This is a genomic window from Ferruginibacter paludis (genome assembly GCF_030409685.1).
Classification (GTDB): domain Bacteria; phylum Bacteroidota; class Bacteroidia; order Chitinophagales; family Chitinophagaceae; genus Ferruginibacter; species Ferruginibacter paludis.
Map to the genome: position 1 here is coordinate 250,408 of NZ_JAUFQJ010000002.1, position 18,485 is coordinate 268,892.

Consider the following 18,485-nt stretch of genomic DNA (forward strand, 5'->3'; position numbering starts at 1 on the left):
GTATCTTGGATAAAATATCTACACTGCTTTTCATCAATAAAATAGCTATTTACTTGCTTCTCACATTTTCAATAATATGTGCAGGTAAGCGTAGCGTTGCCCAGTTGCAGTTTGTCGAAAACAAGGGACAATGGGACAGCCGGGCGGATTTTAAAAGCGAGATTTCAACAGGGGCATTTTTTCTTCAAAAAAATGGATTTAGTGTTTTGATGCATAGCGCCCGGGATCTGAAAAATTACTTCAACTACATGCATGGTAGTCTAATTGCTGATAGTAATTCGATTGTTACAAAGGAGCCTGGCAATAACTTTTCTTTAGCCAAAAGTAAAAGCCTTCTAATTCATTCGCATGCTTACCGTGTAAATTTTTTAGGAGCATCAGTAACTGCTAAAGCCAGTCCTGACAAACCTTTGACAACATACAATAATTATTTTATAGGCAATGACAAAAGCAAATGGCAGGGTGGTTGCAAAATATATTCGGGAGTTACTTACACTAACATGTACCCCAATATTGATGTACGATATTATACAGATGCCGGCACCTTAAAATATGATTTGATTGTACACCCGGGAGGCGATGTAAATGATATAGCTCTTAAATATGATGGCGTGAATAGCCTTGGCGTTAAAGACAGGGAACTTGTTATAGGTACTTCTGTAGGCGATGTAAAAGAGTTGTATCCGTATTCGTACCAGGTGGAGTCCGGGCACCGCACAACCGTTGACTGCAAATATGTTGTTAAAGACAATGTGGTGAAATTTAAAGTGAAAAATTATTCGCCTGATGCAACACTGATCATTGATCCTACATTGATTTTTGCTTCTTTTACTGGTAGTACCAGCGATAACTGGGGATACACAGCAACCCCGGGCCCAGACGGCAGTTTATTTGCTGGAGGAATCTCATTTGCAAGCGGCTATCCTGTATCGACCGGTGCTTTTGACCAAACGTATAATGGCGGTTCACAGGAAGATTCCAACGGCCCCTATGATATTACCATCATTAAATTTTCACCGGATGGCATCAATAGAATGTATGCGACTTATTTAGGAGGCGGAAATGGAAACGAACAGCCACATAGTATGATAAGTGACGGGCAGGGTAATTTAGTTGTTGCAGGAAGAACAACTTCTGCTGACTATCCGACTACTACGCCCTTTATCGGCACGCCAGGTGGTTATGATATTGTAGTAACCAAGTTTAATGCTACAGGTACCGCTTTGATTGGCTCTGTAAAAGTGGGCGGCAGCGGTGATGATGGCGTTAATATAAGACCAAAATATTTATCACTGATAGGGGCGCCTAACGGCCAGACAGGTGGCGCATTTGAGACAAGGAGAAATTATGGAGACGATGCAAGAAGTGAAGTAATATTGGATGGATCAGGTAATATTTGTCTTGCATCCTGTACACAATCTCCGGATTTTCCGGTAACCACCGGGGTGCTCCAAAATAAATTTGGTGGCGGAAGACAGGACGGGGTTATTATAAAATTTACCTCAAATCTTTCGGACATCATCTTCAGTACATTTTTTGGAGGAGATGGCAGCGATGCTTGTTTTGTCATGGCTCTTGAGCCTTCCGGAGGGAATCTGTTTGTCGCTGGTGGAACAACCAGTGCCACGCTTCCTGGTACTATCGTGGGGTCGGCTATAGAACCAGGTATCGGCATAACCAACCAGGGGGGTGCAACGGACGGATTTATTACAGCAATTACAACCGATGGGAAATCAATTATAAAAACCATTTTTGCAGGCACCAGTGGCAATGACCTGGTGTACGGAATACAGTTCGATAAATTTGGCTTTCCTTACATTATGGGTGCTACAACCGGCAACTGGCCTGTAAAAAATGCCGCCTATAGTAATGCAGGTTCCAAACAGTTCATTGCTAAGCTAAAACCGGATTTATCTTCCTATGTGTATTCAACCATTTTCGGCACCAATTCATCAATCCCCAATATTTCACCGGTTGCTTTTTTGGTAGACCGTTGCCAGAATGTATATGTTTCCGGCTGGGGGGGCAAATTCAATAATCTGCAGCAGTATCCCTGTGCCGGTACCAGGGGACTGCCAGTTACGGCAAACGCAATCAAAGGCAGCACAGATGGAAATGATTTTTATTTTTTTGTATTGGAAAAGAATGCTGCCAGCCAGCTGTTTGGTAGTTTTTATGGACAAAACGGAGGAGGTCTCGATGACCATGTAGATGGCGGTACCAGTCGCTTTGATGCCAACGGAATTATCTACCAGGCTATTTGTGCTAACTGTGAAGGGCCAAGAACACCGGGCTTTTTTCCCACTACACCAGGTGTATGGGCGCCAACAAATGGATCTTCCAATTGTAATGAAGCAGCGGTTAAAATAGAAATGAATTTTGGGGGGATAGGTGCCAGTGTAAAAGCCACGATTAACGGTGTGTTTGATACGGTGGGTTGCGTTCCGCTTACTATTAAATTTACTGACACCCTGGCAAAGGGAAAAATGTATATCTGGGATTATGGGGATGTCAACAGTCCAAAAACAGATACCACTTATGCACCGAACAATTCAACTACACATACCTATACAAAAGTGGGATTGTACACTTTGAGATTGGTTTCTATAGATTCGACCACCTGCAATATTTCTGATACGGCGTATGCTCATATAAGAGTAGGTAACAATGAAGTGCATCCTGATTTTGTTGCCGTAAAAATTCCACCCTGTACCAATCTGTCGTATGTATTTACCAATACCACCACGGCCACTATACCATCTTACAAACCCAACAGTTTTTTATGGGATTTTGGTGATGGAACACCGCCGGTACAGGCAGGCCTGGAAAGTCAGCAACACACTTATGCGGCTATTGGAACTTACATTGTAAGACTGGTAGTAGATGACAGTGTTTTTTGTAATTCTCCCGACTCAGCCGTTAAACAGGTGCGTTTAGCCGTTACCGTTAAAGCGCAGTTTGAAACTCCTGCAAAAGGCTGCAAACCTTACAACGCCGTATTTAAAAATACTTCATTGGGAGGCACCAATTTTATATGGTCCTTCGGCGATGGCACTACGTCGGCAGATGTAGATCCTATTCACTTGTATACAAATGCCGGAACGTACACGGTCAAGTTAATAGCCAATGATACTGCTACCTGTAATAAAACGGATTCAACCAGTTTTTCAATTACCGTGTATGAAATTCCTACGGCGAATTTTGCAGCGTCACCTAACCCTGCTCCCGAAAATATACCAGTGCAGTTCAGAAATCTTTCCATTGGTGCAATCAGTTATATCTGGGATTTTGGAGATGGGCAAACATCAGCAGAAGCAAATCCATTGTACCAGTTTACGTCTACCGGAACATTTAATGTTTGCCTGCAGGCAGTCAATCCGGCCGGATGCATAGATACCTTCTGCATGGATGTATCGGCAAAAATTTTACCACTGGTGGATGTACCAAATGCCTTTACCCCGGGCAAATTTGGAAAGAATGCAGTGATTAATGTAAAGGGTTTTGGTATAGGGAAAATGAACTGGAAAATATACAACCGCTGGGGCCAGGTAATGTTTGTAAGCAATAATATTTACCGGGGGTGGGACGGAACATACAAAGGAAAGATGCAACCACTGGAAGTATATAGCTATACACTGGATGTGGAATTTACTAACAATACAAAGTATCGCACAACAGGTGATATCACTTTAATACGTTGACAATAGTTGCAACAATTCGTATTAAATATAAAACTTACAATGAGCCGCAACAGACGATTCACTGTTGAATATTTCATTCATCTGGTATATTAATCATTCATTTGCTATTTCTGCGATTCATTACAAACTTATAATTCAGCGACACTATTACACTTAAGGCCTGCCCAAAAATTAACAATTTTTATTGCAGGCATTTAAACTTGTACAAATTATTAATCAATATTTTGTACGATTTTTACACCAGATTTTTTCTAATGTAGAATAACCTTAAGAATAAGCAAGCAACAAATGAAAAAGATAGTTTTATTAGTCAGCGTAACCATTTTTTCAATCTCCATTTTTGCACAACAAAGCGAACCGGAAGAAGAACGGGTCACCGGATTTCAAAAAGAAAAATTATTTACCGGTGGTGATCTTACGCTTGCATTTTATACTGGCGGTACTACCCTGGGAGTTAGTCCTTACCTTGGTTATAGTCTCACAAAGTGGCTGGACGCTGCCTTAAGCGTAAATGTCATTTACCAGGGCCAAAAAGATTATAGCGGGATTAAGTACCGGCAAACCAATATCGGTCCGGGGGCATTCGTGCGAATTTTTCCGGTAAATTTCCTTTACCTGCAGGGGCAGTACGAACATAATTTTATAAATCTGAGAGTGATAGAGCCAGGTGTGGGTACTGTTGCAAAAGGTACAACAGATGTAAACAGCGTATTACTGGGTGCAGGCTATAGCAGCGGAAGAAGTGAAGGAAATAACACCTATTATTATTTTTCGGTTCTGTTTGATGTGGCACAACAACCAAATTCACCTTATGTAGATGCCGGCCGCAGAATGATTCCTGTTGTAAGGGCAGGATTTAACATTGGGCTTTTCCAGGGAAGACAAAGAAGAGAACGTTATTGATTGTAGTGAAATATTTCTTCAGGTGTACTTATAACAGTGAAGCTTTTTGCAGGCTGATCGTATAGAAATCCCTCTCTCATCATTTTATCAACATGCAGTAACAAGCCATCATAAAAACCACCGCTGTTTAAAATAAAAATCGGTTTATCGTGTATACTCAACTGGTTCCAGGTAAGCATTTCAAAAACTTCATCCAATGTTCCATAGCCACCGGGCAGTACAATGGCCGCATCACATTTCTCATAAAGCATGCGTTTGCGTACATGCATTGTTTCTACCACAATCAGTTCAGTTATGCCTTCATGTTGGTGTTCCCATTCAGTTAATACCTGAGGTATAATGCCAATTACTTTGCCGCATTTTTCCATCACAGCATTGGCCACAGAGGCCATTAAACCCTTATTGCCACCACCATAAATTAAGGTAATATTTTTTTCAGCCAGCAGGTATCCAAGGCTGGTGGCATGCGCTGCAAATAAGGGGTTGTTTCCTGTCTTACTTCCACAAAAAACCGCAATGGATTCAAAAGTCATAATGATGTATATTGTTTAAAATTCAACAAATACTTTTACTTCTGCTAATTTAGCGGGATTATATTTTAATTATTTTTCAACATGGCTCCTTCAACGCTTTTGTATTTTGTTATCGGTTATTTTTTATTGTTATTCATCGTGGCCTGGTATACCAGCAGAAATTCAAATAATGATTCTTTTTTTATCGGTAACCGCAATAGTAACTGGATGCTGGTGGCTTTCGGCATGATTGGCACCTCCTTAAGCGGAGTAACATTTGTGAGCGTTCCCGGTAGTGTTGGCAATATTGGCAAAGAGGGGCTTGTTCCCAATGCACTTGGATATTTCCAGGTAGTGATTGGTTATTTTTTGGGATACCTTGTTGTTGCCTATGTATTGTTACCGCTTTATTATAAACTGAACTTAACTTCAATTTATAATTATCTCAAGCAGCGCTTTGGTACCTGGGCTTATAAAACCGGTGCATCTTTTTTTATCTTATCAAGAACGGTAGGCGCCACAGCAAGACTGTATCTTGTTATTAATGTGTTGCATGTTTTTATTTTATCCAGGATGCACATTCCGTTTTATGTATCTGCTGCCGTAGTGCTGATTATGATATTGCTGTACACATTTGAAGGCGGCGTAAAAACAATTGTCTATACAGATACCTTACAAACAACCATGATGATACTGGGTTTGATTGTATGCATTGGTTACATCTTATCTCACCTGCATCTTTCAGTAGGCGAAGCGGTAAATGCAATGGAAGCAAAAAACCTGACACGGATATTTAATACCGATATCAACAGCAAGGGGTATTTTATAAAACAGATTGTTGGAGGTGCATTTATAACCATCGCCATGACAGGGCTTGACCAGGAAATGATGCAAAAAAATATCAGCGTAAAAAACCTGAAGGATTCACAAAAAAATATGCTGACGTTCAGTGTGATTTTAGTGTTTGTAAATTTGCTGTTCCTGCTGCTGGGCGGCCTTTTGTACCTGTATGCTTATACCCAGGGAGCCAGTTTCACCACAACAATGGTAGATGGTGTGCCTGTATGGGGATTTGCATATAATAACCTGAATTTAACCGGTGATAATCTTTTTCCTTCGGTAGCACTTGGCTTATTGCAATCCATGCCGTCCTATATTTCTGTTATTTTTATTATCGCGTTGATATCGGCTTTGTTTCCCAGTGCAGATGGTGCCTTAACAGCGCTTACTTCTTCTTTTTGCATTGATATTTTGGGCATAAAGGAAAGAACGGATTTAAATGAGCAACAAAAAAGACGCCTGCGATTATCAGTGCATTTAACAATGACCACGCTGTTTTTTATATGCATATTGATCTTCAGGGAAATTAACAGCCGTTCTATTATTGATAAAATTTTAGACCTTGCCGGCTATACATATGGTCCCCTGCTAGGCCTGTTTACTTTTGGTATTTTAACCCGTCGCAGTTTACCGGATAATTTCATTATCGCCATTATAGCAATTATAAGTCCCGTACTATGTTACCTGCTTCAAACCAATGCGCCGCATTTATTGAATGGATATGTAATTGGTATTGAAATACTCATCATCAACGGACTATTAACCTTTACAGGCTTGTTAATCATTTCAAAAAAATAATTGGTTACGGGGTATAAATTTTATTTTTGTACCTGCAGGGTGTCATTTTTAATCGGTGAATTAAGGGTGACGCCATTGTTATTAAATTCAATTCATGGATATTGTAAATATTGCAGCAGAAGCATACGCATCTAATTTTTCTTTTGAAGAAGATGATTTACTGCACGAAATAAATCAATATACAACTGCAACACATGACAATGCACACATGCTTAGCGGGCACGTGCAGGGGAGTTTTTTAAGCCTGTTGAGTACTTTGTTGCAACCATCCCGCATTTTGGAAATAGGCACGTTTACAGGATACAGTGCGCTGTGCCTTGCCAAAGGTTTAAGGCCCGGAGGAATGCTTCACACCGTTGAATTAAGAGAGCCGGATGCTGCGACAGCAAAATCGTATTTTGAGAGATCTGTATATAAAAATAACATCCGGTTGCACCTTGGTGACGCGAATGATATTATTCCCACGTTAAATGAACAGTGGGATATTGTTTTTATCGACGCAGATAAAACGGGTTATATCGGTTATTACGATTTAATTTTGCCTGCGGTGAAGCAGAACGGTGTTATCATCGCAGACAATACCTTGTTTCATGGACAGGTACTGGAAGAAAATATCAGCGGCAAAAATGCGAAAGCCGTACATGCTTTTAATGAGCATGTAAAAAATGATCCGGGAGTACAACAGGTATTGCTAACAGTAAGGGACGGATTGATGCTGATAAGAAAATTGTAAAATCAGGCTCCCCAAAGGCTAATAATTATGATAAAAAAATTGGTGAATTTAATATGGACGGTTGCCGTTTTTTGCATTAGTGCAAATGCGCAAAAAATGACGCCTGAGCAATACGTAGAAAAATACAAAGACCTTGCAATAAAAGAAATGAAAAGAATGGGTGTGCCTGCCGCCATAACGTTGGCACAGGGACTTCTGGAAACAGAAAGCGGCAACAGCGATCTTGTAAAAAAATCGAATAATCATTTTGGTATCAAATGTAAAAGCAGCTGGACGTCGGACGCGGTGACCCACGATGATGAAAAGGGCGAATGTTTTCGCAGCTATAAAGATGCAGAAGCATCTTACAGGGATCATAGTAATTATTTGCGTGGAATGGAGTGGTATGCTTTTCTTTTTCAGTTAGATCCATTGGACTACAAGGCATGGGCAAAAGGATTGAGAAAGGCGGGGTATGCCACTAATCCAAAATATCCTGACATCCTGATTAAAAATATTGAACAATATAACCTGCAGCAATATTCTTTAATAGGAGCCCAGGATATGCCACAAGTTGATAAAAGCAAATACCAGGATGATAAGGAACCGGCGCCGGAAAAAGCCACTTCCGCTGATAACACAGAACCTGCTAATTCGTCTGAAAGCCAGCCTGTAAACTATATTAACGGGCACAAATATATCAATGCAAAAAAAGGAACCTCGCTGCTTGCCATTGCCACCGGAAATGATATTGATCTAAGTAAACTACTTTCCTATAACGACCTGGAAGAAGACGGCATTCTTAAAGACGACCAGATTATCTTTTTGCAAAAGAAATCAAAAACAGGCGCCAGTGATTTTTACATCGCACAACAGCAGGAGCCGTTGCATGACATCGCACAAAAAAATGGCATACAGCTGAAATATCTTTTATTGTATAACGACATGAAAGAAGATACACCAGTTGCTGCAGGGACAAAATTGTATTTAAGTCCGGTTGCACAAACGCAACAGGCAGCCGCAATAAAGGATGCAGTTGCTTCAACAGTATCAAAAAAAGAAGTACCAGCACCGCACAAAATACATACTGTGCAACCTAAAGAAGGATTGTACAGCATAGCAAAGAAGTACCAGGTAACCATTCAGCAATTAAGGCAATGGAATAATTTAACTACCGACAATTTACGGATAGGACAGGAGCTGGTAGTTTCTGAATAGTCCTTTATACACGTACACACACAATAAAACAGCCAACAACCATATGCCAGTATTACAGGTAAATGATAAAAAATTCAAGCCGTATATTTCTGCAGTAAAGATTAACGAACGGATAAAAGAACTGGCAGCTGAAATTAATACAGAGTATGCCGGCAAACGCCCTTTATTCATTGCTATTTTAAACGGCTCATTTATGTTTGCGGCTGATCTTTTTAAAGAAATATCAATAGATGCAGAGATCTGTTTTATAAAGCTGGCTTCTTACAAGGGGACCTGCTCAACCGGCAATGTCATTACTTCCATCGGGCTGGATGAGCCATTACAAGGCAGGCATGTCATTATTATTGAAGACATTGTTGATACCGGCACCACGATGCACAAGTTTTTACCACAACTGTATGCACAACAGCCAGCTTCTCTAAAAATCGCAGCCTTACTGCACAAGCCTGAAGCTTTATTGCATCCTGTAGCAATCGATTTCCTGGGCTTTAGTGTACCAAATATCTTTTTACTGGGCTTCGGTCTTGACTACGACGGGTTGGGAAGAAACATCCCGGAAATTTATCAATTAACAGCGGAATAACGGTTATGCGGCAGTAATCAGTTTCTGTTTGGGATAATTTTTATAACTTACTGCAACTTTTGAACTGTTGAAAAAATTAGCTGTCTACATATCCTTCCTGCTATTTGTGCCATTTGCCAATGCTCAATACTATTTACGTGGTGAAATAAAAAACGAAAAAAGTGAGTTATTGCAGAATGTAAAAATTTTACTTCACTCAGATAAAAACGTTTACTATTCGGGTACATCAGGTGGATTTGGTATTTCCTGTCATTCAGCTTATGATTCTCTTACGCTGATTGCAGATGGTTATGAAACAAAATCCTTTGGCGTAAAAACAGATGCGTTTCAGCAATTAATTTTAAAATCATTGTCTGCCAATGTAACTAAAAACAGGCCTAAGCTGATTTCCGTTACTAAAGACCAGGATTTTTCTTCCACCTATACCTGGTATGTCAGCGATGAATCTTATTTTTCGCTGGTAGAAAATGAAACGGTCGATGTAAACAAATTTCCCAATTCAGCTTTTTCCCTTAACATCAATAAAGCATCCTACAGTAATATCCGCAGGTTTCTTACCACTAAAAGTCTGGTACCACCGGATGCGGTGCGAATAGAAGAATTATTGAATTACTTTAACCTGCACTACCGCGAGCCCTCTAAAAATGAAGTATTTAGTTTAGGATCACAGTTATCAGAATGCCCTTGGAATGCCGAAAGCAAATTGTTATTCCTGAACGTTAACGCCCGCAAACTGGATATGGATAAAGTACCTCCTTCCAACCTGGTTTTTTTGATCGATGCTTCCGGAAGTATGGATTTACCCAACAGGCTGCCGCTGGTAAAAGCCGCTTTTCAAATGCTGATAAAAAATTTAAGGGCAATCGACACGGTATCCATTGTGGCTTATGGTGGCAGCGTATCTGTATGGCTTCCACCTACGAGCGGAGCAGAAAAGCAAAAGATTACGGCCTCTATTGAAGAGCTGACGGCCAGTGGCGATACACCGGGAGAATCGGCCATCAGGATGGCATACGGTCTGGCAGAAAGATCTTTCATAAAAGGTGGAAATAACAGGGTGATACTGGCAACAGATGGCGATTTTAATGTGGGAGAAGTGACAGAAAAGGCCCTTGACGAGCTGATCACTAAAGAAAAAAAGAGTGGTGTATATTTAACCTGCCTGGGTGTAGGTATGGGAAATTTTAAAGATTCCAAACTGGAAACGCTGGCAAAAAGAGGGAACGGAAATTATGCCTACCTGGACAATATTACGGAGGCGGAAAAAGTGCTGGTAAAAGAAGTAACCCAGACATTTTTTTCAGTGGCAGATGATGTTTTTTTAAATGTGCATTTCAACCCCGCTGTAATAAAAGACTATCGTCTGATTGGTTTCGATAATAAAAGGGATGCCATCGCAGACAGCTCAGGTGAACTGGAAGGGGGAGATATTGGCAGCGGAAACAGTGTGCTGGCAATTTTTGAAGTAACGCCAAAAAATGCTTTTGCCGTTGATTCCGGCACACAGATTTCTCCGGCATCGGTTTCACTAAAATATACCCTGCCGGCTACAAAAAACCGCAGGGAAATTAAATTTGATTGCCCCGCAAATTACCAATCCTTTAATAACATTGATAAGGAATACCAACTGGGTGCTTCCATAGCCATGTTTGGCATGAAGCTGCGCCAGTCAAAGTATTTTCCTGTAACTGACTGGACGGAGACAGAAAGAATCGCCACCAATGCCTATAATCCTGACAACTACCTGCAAAAGCAATTTGTACAGTTGATCGGGATGGCCAAAAAAATCTACGTAAAAAAGAAAATGAAATATAAAGATTAAGCAAACATCTCCCGCACCTTGTCAAAAAAAGACTTGTCGCCTTTTTCCGGTTTTGGTTCGAAATTTTTGCTGTCCTGCATTTTTTCCAGCATGGCTTTTTCTTCAGAACTTACATGTTGCGGCGTCCATACATTTACATGAATCAACTGATCACCTTTTTCGTAAGAATTGACTGAAGGAAAGCCTTTTCCTTTCAACCGGAAAATTTTACCACTCTGGGTTCCCGGCGGAATTTTTATTTTAGCCTTTCCATCAATCGTTGGTACCTCTATATTGGTTCCAAATACCGCTTCAGGAAAAGAAATATGTAAATCGAAAGCCACATTCAGGCCGTCTCTTTGTAGTTGTGCATGAGCTTCCTCTTCAATCAGGATGATTAAGTCGCCGTTAGCTCCGCCGCGTTCGCCTGCGTTGCCTTTGCCATTCATGCTCAGTTGCATACCTTCCTGTACACCTGCCGGTATTTCGATGGTTACGGTTTCCTCGCCGTAAACCCGTCCTTCACCCTTGCAGCTTGTACATTTATTGGCGATGGTACTTCCTTCGCCATTACAGGTAGGACAGGTAGTCACGGTCTGCATCTGGCCCAGGAAGGTATTCTGCACTTTTCTTACCTGGCCGCTGCCACCGCAGGTGCCACAGGTTTGTACACTGTTTTTATCTTTAGCTCCGCTGCCGCTACAGGTAGCGCAGGGAACATATTTTTTTACCTTAACTGTCTTCGAAGCGCCCTTGGCCATCTCCTCGTAGTTCAGTTTTATTTTTATGCGCAGGTTACTGCCCCGCACACCATGGCTCCTTCCGCCGGAAGATCGGCGTCCACCGCTACCTCCGCCACCAAAGAAACTACCAAACGGACTTTCATCGCCAAAAATATCTCCAAACTGGCTGAAGATATCATCCATATTCATACCACCGCCACTAAATCCGCCGCCGCTGTTACCACGACCGCCACTGAAAGCCTGGTGACCAAAACGGTCATACTGGGCCCGCTTGTCCGGATCGCTTAATATTTCGTAAGCCTCAGCTGCTTCCTTAAATTTTTCTTCAGATGCTTTATCGCCGGGATTGCGGTCAGGGTGAAACTGCATAGCCACTTTACGGTACGCTTTCTTTATCTCATCCTGCGATGCAGTTTTACTAATCCCCAAAATTTCATAAAAATCTTTCTTCATAAACCGGTTTCCCCAAAGGGTAATTTGTTTTATGCCTAACCTTTAAAAAGGGTAAAGACAATTGTTATTATTATTTTACCAGCATTTTTTCATTGGTCAGCATTGTTGTGTCACTCACTTGTACTTTAATATCTGTAAGGAACTTTTACCGAAGCGTAATAAGATAGGGTACGGTCAGCTTAGGTAAATCCCTGCTTTGTAATTCGCTAAGCAGAAGATACCGATTTATTTACCAACCACAACCTTGGCAAACCTGATAATCTTATCATTCAGGTAATACCCTTTTTGAACCTCGTCCACTACTTTATCTTTCAGGTTTTCAGAAGGAGCCGGTATTTCGGTAATCGCTTCATGTTTTTCCACATCAAATTCTGTGTTGATACTGTCCATGGCTTTCAATCCTTTTGCCTGTAATGTGCTTCTCAACTTGCCAAACACCAGTTCGATACCTTTTCTTATTTGTTCCAGGTCAGTACTTGTTTGCAGCTGTTTTTCAGCACGTTCGCTGTCATCCAATACATCCAGTAAAGAGGTAATTACTTCCCTGCCCGCAGTTTGAATCAGTTCAATTCTTTCTTTGGCGCTGCGGCGTTTATAGTTATCAAACTCGGCGAATAAACGGATGTATTTATCTTTTTGTTCTTCCAGTTCAGACTGCAGTTTTTCAAACGCGTTTTCCCCCGCTTCATTGCTTAAGTGGGTATTTCCCGGAATATCCGAATCCGAATTGATGTCCTCAAAGCCCTGCGTTTGCTCCGCCATGGTTGTTTCCTCTTCTGTTTCTTTTATTTTTTGTTCCATAATTATAGTATTAAGCCTTCTTTTTTTGTTATACAATCAAGATGGTAAATGAGGTGCAAATGTACGATAGTCAAACATTTTGCCAACCTTCATTAACAGCCAAATTGGCAAATGAAGTGAGTTTAACTGCAAATTTGAGCTGGCTGAGTGGTTAAAAGTTACCTTTGCGGCATGAAAAGTCTTTTCCTCAATAAAAATGTAGGCAATCGTGTGGAAACCGGCCATCCCTGGATTTTTGCGAACGAAATTAACCGCGGTAAAGCTTTAGATGCAGCTGCCAAAGCCGGCGAAATAGTCAATGTTTTTACGCACGACAAGAAATTTATTGGTAAAGGCTATGTAAACCCCCAATCGCAAATCATGGTGCGGCTGCTTACCCGGGATAAAGATATTCCCATTGATGAAGCATTTTTTTATAATAAAATCAAGCAGGCCTGGGCCTACCGGCAAACGCTGGGTTATACTGAAAACTGCCGCCTCATTTTTGGCGAAGCGGATGACCTGCCACAACTGATCATCGATAAATTCAACGATTATTTTGTGATACAGACTTTGGCGCTGGGCATCGACATCTGGAAGCCTGCCATAGTAAAAGCCCTGGAACAATTGTTTTCGCCCAAGGGTATTTATGAGCGCAACGATGTACCGGTGAGGGAACTGGAAGGCATGGAACAGCATAAGGGATTTTTATCGGCGGAATTTGATACCAATATTGTGATTGAGGAGAACGGCATAAAAATGAACGTGGATATTGCCAACGGGCAAAAAACAGGTTATTTTTTAGACCAGCAGGATAACCGCCGGGCCATTCAGCATATTGTAAAAGGGGCGGATGTGCTGGGTGCGTTTTGTTATACCGGCTCATTTGAAGTAACGGCTGCGCACTATGGCGCAAAAAGCGTTTTGGGACTGGATATTTCGCAAAGCGCTATTGATATGTGCAACAAAAATGCGGCCCTGAACGGACTGGAAAGCATTTGCCGTTTTGAATGTGTAAATGCCTTTGATGTGTTAAAGGAATGGACTAAAGAAGGCAAGCAGTGGGACGTTGTGATGCTTGACCCGCCTTCGTTTACAAAGAGCAGGAGTACGATTGATAAGGCAGTTGCAGGGTATAAAGAAATTAATTTGCGGGGAATGAAACTGGTGAAACCAGGCGGATTTTTGGTGACCTCCAGTTGTACCAACCTGGTGAAACCAGAGTTGTTTTTAGACATTATACAAATGGCTGCAAAAGATGCCAAACGAAAAATAAGGCAGGTAGTATTCAATGCGCAATCAGCCGACCACCCGATTATCCGCGGACAGGAAAATACCCATTATTTGAAGTTTCTGATTGCACAGGTTTTATAAAACTTTCCTGTTTTTGGAAAAATGAAAATGAGTTTTAAATCAGAGAGGTCATAACACGCTTCGATGAAAGTTGCATAGCGCTTATTGGTACAAGAGTGCGACGCCAATGAAGCTTAATTGAAAATATACTGCAGGGCCAATAAAATTAAAGAGAAATAAAACTTAACGTACCACCTGGAATTTACCGGAATCAATCACGTTGCCGTTTTTATCACTTAGGCGAAATATATAAACGCCGCGGTAAAAGCCGTTGAGGGAAAGGTTGGTGAGCTGCGAAAGTGTGTTTACATCCAGCACTTTTTTGCCCATGAAATTATACAACTGAAGTGTAAAAGATTTGTCATAACCCCGCACGAATTCGAAGCTAATAGCGGTAGTAGCTGGATTTGGATAATATTTAATCAGTTTTGCAGCAGGATCACCACCGTTGGAGGCGGCGATTTTATTTTGAGCAAAAGAAGTATAAATTAATCCAAATAAAAAGATTGATATAATTGTTAAACGTTTCAGTTTATGTAAAAGTAGGTAAATTCTTTAAAAATGTCACCTATTTGCTTAAACAAATTATATTGCAAAATATTGTGAAAGAGCCAATAAGATGTTAAACTTATTGGCTCTTTTTGATAAAAAATCTTAGTTCAATCCGGCCAGCGTTTCCTGTATTGCGGTAAAATTGGGCTGATCTCCGGCGCTTTCAAGTACTTCTGCATAACGTACAATACCTTCTTTATCTATCACAAAAGCAGAGCGTTTGCTCACGCCTTTCATATCCAGAATCCAGTCAGTATAAATACTTTCATATGCTGTGGACACTTCTTTATTAAAATCGCTTAACAACGGAAAATTTAAATTCTGTTCGGCTTTAAATTTACCCAGAGTAAAAACAGAATCAACAGAAATGCCCAATACCTGCGCATTCGCTCCATTATAAGACGCCATGTTATCCCTTGCGCTGCAAAGTTGCGCTGTACACCCACCGGTAAATGACTGCGGAAAAAATAACAGTAACACATTTTTGCCTTTGTAATCTGCCAGGCTCACTTTGTTTTTTTCACTGTCGTATAAAGTAAATGCGGGGGCTTGCTGCCCAATTTCAATTGCCATAATTTTTTATTTTTTAGATTGTAAATATAGGTCGGCTGCAAACATACCTGCAGCCAGCCGTAAATTTTTTAAGTTATTTTTTTAGTGCACCTTAAATTTTGACCAGGTTTTTATTTTTGTTCAGCATTATTTTAGCGGGGATAGATTCAATGATGGCAGCTTTCAAAACATCCACCAGTTTTTTCTTTACATAGTCGCGGTGTGTAACGAGGCTCACTTCCCTTACAGGCACCGGGGCTTTAAAATGCCGCACCATGTTGAGTTGCTTTAACGTAAAATCCAGTGTAGCCATTTCCGGCAAGATAGTCACACCATTATTTTTCTCTACCATTTTACGCAGGGTTTCCACACTGCCGGCTTCGTATTCAAAATGGCTTTGTTCGGTGCTTTGTTTTTTTAGTTCACATAAATTCACGATCTGGGAACGGAAACAATGGCCTTCTTCCAGCAACCACAATTCTTTTAAATCAATATCATCTGCAAGTACATATGTTTTTTTAAAAGCCGCGTTTGATTTAGAAACGTAGGCCACGAGTTCTTCATAAAACAAGGGATATTCTTTAATGGCGCTTTCTTGCAAAGGGGTTACCAGCAAACCCGCATCTATCTTTCCGGCTTTTAGTTTCTCTACCAAAATGTCGGTGGTCATTTCTTTTACCCTTATTTTAATATCCGGGTATTTTGTGAGAAAAGGTTGCAGAAACATGGGCAGCAGGTAAGGTGCCAATGTTGGTATGATCCCAATTCTGAGTTCGCCCTGCAATACGCCCTGTTTATCTTTTATCAGCTGGTGCATCATCTTAACTTCATGCACAATCATCCTCGCCTGTCGTATGACTTCTTCGCCGGTCTCAGTTGGTATCACAGGTTGTTTGCTGCGGTCAAATAATTTGGTGCCGAGTTCATCTTCCAGTTTCTGCACCTGCATACTCAATGTTGGCTGGGTTACAAAACACCTTTCGGCGGCAGTAGAAAAATGCCGGTAAGTATCCAGCGAAATAATGTATTCCAGTTGTGTAATTGTCATAACGTAAAAATAGACAATCGTTATATTATTAGCAGAAATATCGACAAAAATTATCTGGTAAAATTTGTCATAGAACCATTTTTTTTGGACTTTACAGCAATATTTTTTTGACAATATTTTTTTCCCGGGGCAAATACACAGCTTTGTGGATCATTCTTGTGTCACCCTCTTGTACTGTTTTAGCTTTGTGTAACACTACTTCAATCCGCTACGTTATGAGGTCGTCGCAGAACTCCCCTTCAGGGTATGGGGGAATGCATTTAAAATCACCATAAAGCTGCTGCCGGTGCCATAATCACTTTCTACATTTATCTGGCCGCCCTGGGCTTCAATAAATTCTTTGCAGATAGAAAGTCCGAGACCCGTACCTTCTTTGTGTGTGCCGGGAACACGGAAATAACGATCGAAAATTTTGGACTTGTATTCCGGTGCAATGCCTTGTCCGGTGTCTTTTACAGTGAAAATTATTTTACTGCCAGTTGCATGTATACTTGCAAAAACGGTTGAATTATCATAGGAGTAGCGGATGGCATTCGATAATAAATTGGTGAGCACCCAGGCAGTTTTTTCATTATCAGCCGCAACCTGCGGCAGGTTGGGTACTATGTTAACATCCAGCCGGATATTTTTTTGTTCAGCCGCGGATTTGTTGGCGTTGACTGCATAGTCTAAAATTTCTTTTGCATCACTGGATACAATGCTTAACTGTATTTTGCCACTGTCTACCTGAGTCATGTTCAGCAGTTCTCCTGTGATTTTTAGCAAGCGGTTGGTGTCGTCTTTTATGCTGTCCAGCAGCAATTGCTGTTCGGTATTTATATTGCCCGTTTGTTTATTATCCAGTAATTGCAGACTCATTCGTATGGAAGCTATAGGTGTTTTTAATTCGTGCGAAACGGTGGCGATGAAATTCGTTTTGGCTTCGTTCAGTTCATGATAGGGGGTGATATTGCGCAAAACAATCACCTGGCCAATTACTGCATCATTTGCTTTTACATTAATAAAATCTTTGTTAAAGAAACTTTCTTTTTCATCCGCATAAATTTTTAATTCCTTCCTGCTGTCATCCTGCAGCAAGGTTCTCATCAGGTCGTTTTGAATGGCTATATCTGCGGCATATTTACCAATGATATCATTTTCTTTAAGACCCAGTATTTTTTCAGAAACGGCATTAACAAACAAAATATGTTTCTTCTCATCCAGCCCGATAATGCCATCCTTCATCTGGTTGATAATGGTTTCAATCCTGCTTTTTTCAAACTTTATTTTTGCAAGGTTACTGTGCTCATATTCATCCAGTTTTTCGGCCATGCTGTTAAAAGAATTGGCGAGGTCACCAAACTCATCTTTTTGTTCCAGGTAAATCCGTTGCTTGTAATTTTTGTTGGCAATTTCCCTGATGCCTTCGGCCAGTTTTGTTACAGGTGTAGAAATAATCGCTGGAAAATTATAGATAAATGTAATGCTCACAATGATGAGTATGGTAAATATGAGCGTAAGCCAGAAGCGTGCATCCTCCGCTGTTTTTTGAGCAACTTCGTTTTTTCTTAAAATGGCATCCTGGTTTAAATCATTAATCACTTGTATAGACTGGCGCAACTGCGGGTAATTGGACGAGTCAGAAGGGTTGGCTTTTAATTCTGTGAAATTTTTTCTAAGCGCCTCTGTACTTTCTTTTTCGCCCGGTTCGGTAATATTTTTTTCCTGCCTCTCCAGGTTATATTCAAATAACTGAAAGGCTGCTTTTTTAGAAGGAATTTCTTCCAGCGCCTTCAGCATATTATTCGCGTACACAAGCGATTCGTGGTTATTTTTTAATACCCTGTCTGCATCATTACTAAGACGGTTAATATAAAAAAAGCCAAGAATGCCAAAGGCCACTATCACCGCAAACAGAAAGGAAAGGCCGAGGGATAATTTTGTTTTAAGTTTCATG

At 40.7% G+C, this 18,485-nt stretch carries 15 protein-coding genes; 8 read left to right on the plus strand and 7 right to left on the minus strand.

All coding sequences use genetic code 11. From position 1 onward, the window contains the following. Positions 1-5 precede the first annotated feature (5 nt). Both QWZ08_RS03065 and QWZ08_RS03070 read left to right on the plus strand, forming a co-directional pair. On the plus strand, positions 6-3,701 hold the full coding sequence (locus tag QWZ08_RS03065; RefSeq protein ID WP_290335738.1) for a DUF7948 domain-containing protein: 3,696 nt from the start codon (positions 6-8) through the stop codon (positions 3,699-3,701). 288 nt (positions 3,702-3,989) lie between these two features. Continuing rightward, the gene (locus QWZ08_RS03070) at positions 3,990-4,604 is read left to right on the plus strand and encodes a hypothetical protein (protein ID WP_290335739.1); all 615 of its coding nucleotides are present in this window, start codon (positions 3,990-3,992) and stop codon (positions 4,602-4,604) included. Here the strand turns inward: QWZ08_RS03070 and QWZ08_RS03075 are convergent. Beyond that, positions 4,598-5,137, minus strand: coding sequence for an LOG family protein (locus QWZ08_RS03075; protein WP_290335740.1), 540 nt, complete (start codon positions 5,135-5,137; stop codon positions 4,598-4,600). The two genes, QWZ08_RS03070 and QWZ08_RS03075, sit on opposite strands and share 7 nt — an antisense overlap. A gap of 81 nt (positions 5,138-5,218) precedes the next feature. Here QWZ08_RS03075 and QWZ08_RS03080 point away from each other — a divergent pair, with 81 nt between their 5' ends. The 5 genes from QWZ08_RS03080 to QWZ08_RS03100 all read left to right on the plus strand — a co-directional run bounded on the left by QWZ08_RS03080 (position 5,219) and on the right by QWZ08_RS03100 (position 11,089). Beyond that, a complete protein-coding gene (locus QWZ08_RS03080; RefSeq protein WP_290335741.1) occupies positions 5,219-6,754 on the plus strand; it encodes a sodium:solute symporter in 1,536 nt (511 codons plus the stop codon). A 94-nt stretch (positions 6,755-6,848) separates the two neighbouring features. Further along, positions 6,849-7,487, plus strand: a complete 639-nt coding sequence (locus QWZ08_RS03085) for an O-methyltransferase (RefSeq protein ID WP_290335742.1) — start codon at positions 6,849-6,851, stop codon at positions 7,485-7,487. Positions 7,488-7,514: 27 nt separating this feature from the next. Continuing rightward, positions 7,515-8,684, plus strand: coding sequence for a glucosaminidase domain-containing protein (locus QWZ08_RS03090; RefSeq protein WP_290335743.1), 1,170 nt, complete (start codon positions 7,515-7,517; stop codon positions 8,682-8,684). Between the two features lie 43 nt (positions 8,685-8,727). Then, a complete protein-coding gene (hpt, locus tag QWZ08_RS03095; RefSeq protein ID WP_290335744.1) occupies positions 8,728-9,267 on the plus strand; it encodes a hypoxanthine phosphoribosyltransferase in 540 nt (179 codons plus the stop codon). A 67-nt stretch (positions 9,268-9,334) separates the two neighbouring features. Next, complete coding sequence (locus QWZ08_RS03100; RefSeq protein ID WP_290335745.1) at positions 9,335-11,089, plus strand: vWA domain-containing protein; 1,755 nt, start codon at positions 9,335-9,337, stop codon at positions 11,087-11,089. Here the strand turns inward: QWZ08_RS03100 and dnaJ are convergent. Further along, the gene (gene dnaJ / locus QWZ08_RS03105; protein WP_290335746.1) at positions 11,086-12,264 is read right to left on the minus strand and encodes a molecular chaperone DnaJ; all 1,179 of its coding nucleotides are present in this window, start codon (positions 12,262-12,264) and stop codon (positions 11,086-11,088) included. The two genes, QWZ08_RS03100 and dnaJ, sit on opposite strands and share 4 nt — an antisense overlap. A 225-nt stretch (positions 12,265-12,489) precedes the next feature. Then, positions 12,490-13,065, minus strand: coding sequence for a nucleotide exchange factor GrpE (locus QWZ08_RS03110; protein WP_290335747.1), 576 nt, complete (start codon positions 13,063-13,065; stop codon positions 12,490-12,492). Positions 13,066-13,236: 171 nt separating this feature from the next. On the opposite strand from QWZ08_RS03110, the gene QWZ08_RS03115 reads away from it, so the two are divergent. Continuing rightward, a complete protein-coding gene (locus QWZ08_RS03115; protein WP_290335748.1) occupies positions 13,237-14,418 on the plus strand; it encodes a class I SAM-dependent rRNA methyltransferase in 1,182 nt (393 codons plus the stop codon). A gap of 162 nt (positions 14,419-14,580) precedes the next feature. On the opposite strand, the gene QWZ08_RS03120 is transcribed toward QWZ08_RS03115, so the two are convergent. The 4 genes from QWZ08_RS03120 to QWZ08_RS03135 form a co-directional block, all read right to left on the minus strand. Next, positions 14,581-14,949, minus strand: a complete 369-nt coding sequence (locus QWZ08_RS03120) for a T9SS type A sorting domain-containing protein (protein WP_353960473.1) — start codon at positions 14,947-14,949, stop codon at positions 14,581-14,583. Between the two features lie 102 nt (positions 14,950-15,051). Further along, positions 15,052-15,522, minus strand: coding sequence for a redoxin domain-containing protein (locus QWZ08_RS03125; RefSeq protein WP_290335749.1), 471 nt, complete (start codon positions 15,520-15,522; stop codon positions 15,052-15,054). Positions 15,523-15,613: 91 nt separating this feature from the next. Next, positions 15,614-16,549 (minus strand): hydrogen peroxide-inducible genes activator, encoded by a 936-nt coding sequence (locus tag QWZ08_RS03130; protein ID WP_290335750.1) that lies wholly within the window; start codon positions 16,547-16,549, stop codon positions 15,614-15,616. Between the two features lie 213 nt (positions 16,550-16,762). After that, entirely contained in the window at positions 16,763-18,484 is a 1,722-nt protein-coding gene (locus tag QWZ08_RS03135) for a sensor histidine kinase (RefSeq protein ID WP_290335751.1), read from the minus strand. Between the last annotated feature and the right edge of the window lies 1 nt (position 18,485).

Bases quoted from the DNA above. Each gene is read 5' to 3' on its own strand.
- QWZ08_RS03070 (WP_290335739.1), top strand. From the start codon at position 3,990: ATGAAAAAGATAGTTTTATTAGTCAGCGTAACCATTTTTTCAATCTCC.
- QWZ08_RS03075 (WP_290335740.1), bottom strand. From the start codon at position 5,137: ATGACTTTTGAATCCATTGCGGTTTTTTGTGGAAGTAAGACAGGAAAC.
- QWZ08_RS03080 (WP_290335741.1), top strand. From the start codon at position 5,219: ATGGCTCCTTCAACGCTTTTGTATTTTGTTATCGGTTATTTTTTATTG.
- QWZ08_RS03085 (WP_290335742.1), top strand. From the start codon at position 6,849: ATGGATATTGTAAATATTGCAGCAGAAGCATACGCATCTAATTTTTCT.
- QWZ08_RS03090 (WP_290335743.1), top strand. From the start codon at position 7,515: ATGATAAAAAAATTGGTGAATTTAATATGGACGGTTGCCGTTTTTTGC.
- hpt (WP_290335744.1), top strand. From the start codon at position 8,728: ATGCCAGTATTACAGGTAAATGATAAAAAATTCAAGCCGTATATTTCT.
- dnaJ (WP_290335746.1), bottom strand. From the start codon at position 12,264: ATGAAGAAAGATTTTTATGAAATTTTGGGGATTAGTAAAACTGCATCG.
- QWZ08_RS03110 (WP_290335747.1), bottom strand. From the start codon at position 13,065: ATGGAACAAAAAATAAAAGAAACAGAAGAGGAAACAACCATGGCGGAG.
- QWZ08_RS03115 (WP_290335748.1), top strand. From the start codon at position 13,237: ATGAAAAGTCTTTTCCTCAATAAAAATGTAGGCAATCGTGTGGAAACC.
- QWZ08_RS03125 (WP_290335749.1), bottom strand. From the start codon at position 15,522: ATGGCAATTGAAATTGGGCAGCAAGCCCCCGCATTTACTTTATACGAC.
- QWZ08_RS03130 (WP_290335750.1), bottom strand. From the start codon at position 16,549: ATGACAATTACACAACTGGAATACATTATTTCGCTGGATACTTACCGG.
- QWZ08_RS03135 (WP_290335751.1), bottom strand. From the start codon at position 18,484: ATGAAACTTAAAACAAAATTATCCCTCGGCCTTTCCTTTCTGTTTGCG.